This is a genomic window from Dietzia sp. (assembly GCF_036741115.1).
GTDB lineage: Bacteria > Actinomycetota > Actinomycetes > Mycobacteriales > Mycobacteriaceae > Dietzia.
This window is the reverse complement of record NZ_DAINST010000155.1, coordinates 1-2,051: the sequence shown is the minus strand read 5'-3', so window position 1 is coordinate 2,051 and position 2,051 is coordinate 1. Positions and strand designations below refer to the sequence as shown.

Below are 2,051 nucleotides of genomic sequence, written 5' to 3'. Positions count from 1 at the left end.
ACCAGCCTGCGTGAGTCCGCGGGCAGCTCCTCGCGCACGGCCTCCGCCTTCTCGATGTTGCGGCACGCCATGATGACCCGCGCGCCGGCGGCCGTGAGCGCCTTGGTGCTCTCCAGGCCGAGCCCCGAATTCGCTCCCGTGACGACGAAGGTGCGTCCGGTCTGGTCGACGATATCGGCTTCGGTCCAAAGTTGAGTTGCCATTGCGCTCATTAAACACAACTCTCGCGGGCCGCGCGCGGATTCGCGACGCTCAGGAAGTGTGGGAAAAACGCCTGCGGTATGACGTCGGAGTGGTCGAAAATGCCGCGGCGAAGCTCTGTCGAAACGTCACAGGACTGGCGAATCCGCAGGTTCGGGCGATCCGGTCGATCGTCCACCCGGTCGTCTCGAGTAACCGGCGGCCCTCGTCGAGCCGGCGCGCCGCGATCCACCGCGCAGGGCTCGTCCCGGTCGCCTCTCGAAAGCGGCGGGTGAAATTGCGCGTGCTCATCTGCGCCCTGGCCGCGAGGGTATCGACCGTCAGCGGCTGTTCGAGGTTCGCGACGATCCATTCGAGAAGGTCGCTCATCGGGCCGTGCTCGGACGGAGCGGGCATCGGGCGACGAATAAATTGGGCCTGCCCGCCGTCTCGGTGTGGCGCGATGACGAGTTTCTGAGCGACCGCCGCGGCGTGCTCCGCGCCGAGCTCGGTCCGCACGAAGTGAAGGCACGCGTCGAGCCCCGAAGCGGTGCCGGCGGAGGTGAGAACGTCCCCGTGGTCCATATACAAGGCGTCCGCGGCCACCTGTACCCGCGGGAACGATCGCGCCAACTCCTCGGCGCCCGACCAATGGGTGACCGCGGCGCGGCCGTCGAGGATTCCGGACGCCGCGAGCGGGAACGCGCCGAGGCACAGGCCGACGACCTGCGCGCCGGTCTCATGGGAGCGGGAAATGCCTTCGCGGAACCACCCCTCGACAGGCCTGAAATCGGAATGCCACGACGGGATAACCACGACATCGGCGGCCTCGAGGGCTTCCGGGCCCGACAGCGCCGCCAGCTCGACGCCTTCGGCGGTGCGAACGGGAGAGCCCGAGTCGCTCCACACGGTGAGCGTCCAGTCGCTTGCGGCAGGCAACTTCGCCGCCTCGCCGAACACCGAAAGCGGCGCCGCAGCGTGGAACATCGAGATGCCGTCGAATACGTAGATTGCGAAGTTCATAGCTCAGTTGGCCCGATTCCATCGAAGGTGTGCCAGAAAGACACTCGCGAATATAGGTCGTGTCCACCACGATGGATGGTGACCGGGAGGGAACCGCTCAATCCCAACCAGTGGAGGACCACCATGACCACCCCGAGTCGCGCGCTCGTCATCATCGATGTTCAGCAGGAGTACTTCGATGGGCCGCTCGCCATCGCCCACCCGCCGCGAGAGGAAGCTCTCTCCAACATCCTCGCCGCCGTCGACGCCGCGACCGAGGCAGGACTCCCCATCGCCTCGTTCACGCACGCGTACCCCGAGGGGGCGCCCGTGTTCGCCGAGGGCAGCGAAGGGCAGAAGCTCCATCCCGAGATCGCGCGCCGTGAAACCGGCGAATGGAAGACCGCGACCAAGACGGTGGCCAGCGTATTTTCCGAATCGGACCTCGCCGAATGGCTTCGTTCCAAGGAAGTGGACACCATCACGCTCGTCGGATTCATGACCAACAACTGCGTGATCGGCGCTGCGGTCACCGCCGAACCGCTCGGCTTCTCCGTCGAGGTGCTCTCGGACGCCACAGGTGCGATCAACCTGAAGAACGCCCGAGGCGACGTCCCCGCGAAGGCCGTGCACGAAACCCTCATGGTTCTGCTCAATTCGAACTTCGCCTCCGTCGCAACGACAACCGAGTGGACCGCCGCTCTGGAAAACGGAACGCCGCTGGAAGGTAGCAACCTCGTGTCCTCGGCGACGGGGGCCTAGTGTGAACGCCCCGGCCCATCCGGAGGCAATTGTTACGGGGCGCGCGCCGGTCCGAAACACAGTCGTTTCACGCCGTTCACGGGAGTAAACCTCGCCGAAATGCCGCG

General features: G+C 66.0%; 3 protein-coding genes. 1 reads left to right on the top strand and 2 read right to left on the bottom strand.

The window, feature by feature from the left end:
- Together V7E05_RS14145 and V7E05_RS14140 are read right to left on the bottom strand one after the other, a co-directional pair.
- Positions 1 to 203: SDR family NAD(P)-dependent oxidoreductase (locus V7E05_RS14145; RefSeq protein ID WP_333620266.1), on the bottom strand; the 203-nt coding region annotated here is incomplete at its 3' end.
- Between the two features lie 49 nt (positions 204 to 252).
- Positions 253 to 1,203 (bottom strand): GlxA family transcriptional regulator, encoded by a 951-nt coding sequence (locus tag V7E05_RS14140; protein ID WP_333620265.1) that lies wholly within the window; start codon positions 1,201 to 1,203, stop codon positions 253 to 255.
- Between the two features lie 123 nt (positions 1,204 to 1,326).
- On the opposite strand from V7E05_RS14140, the gene V7E05_RS14135 reads away from it, so the two are divergent.
- Positions 1,327 to 1,944: an isochorismatase family protein gene (locus V7E05_RS14135; protein ID WP_333620264.1), complete on the top strand. Its 618-nt coding sequence runs from the start codon at positions 1,327 to 1,329 to the stop codon at positions 1,942 to 1,944.
- Positions 1,945 to 2,051 lie beyond the last annotated feature (107 nt).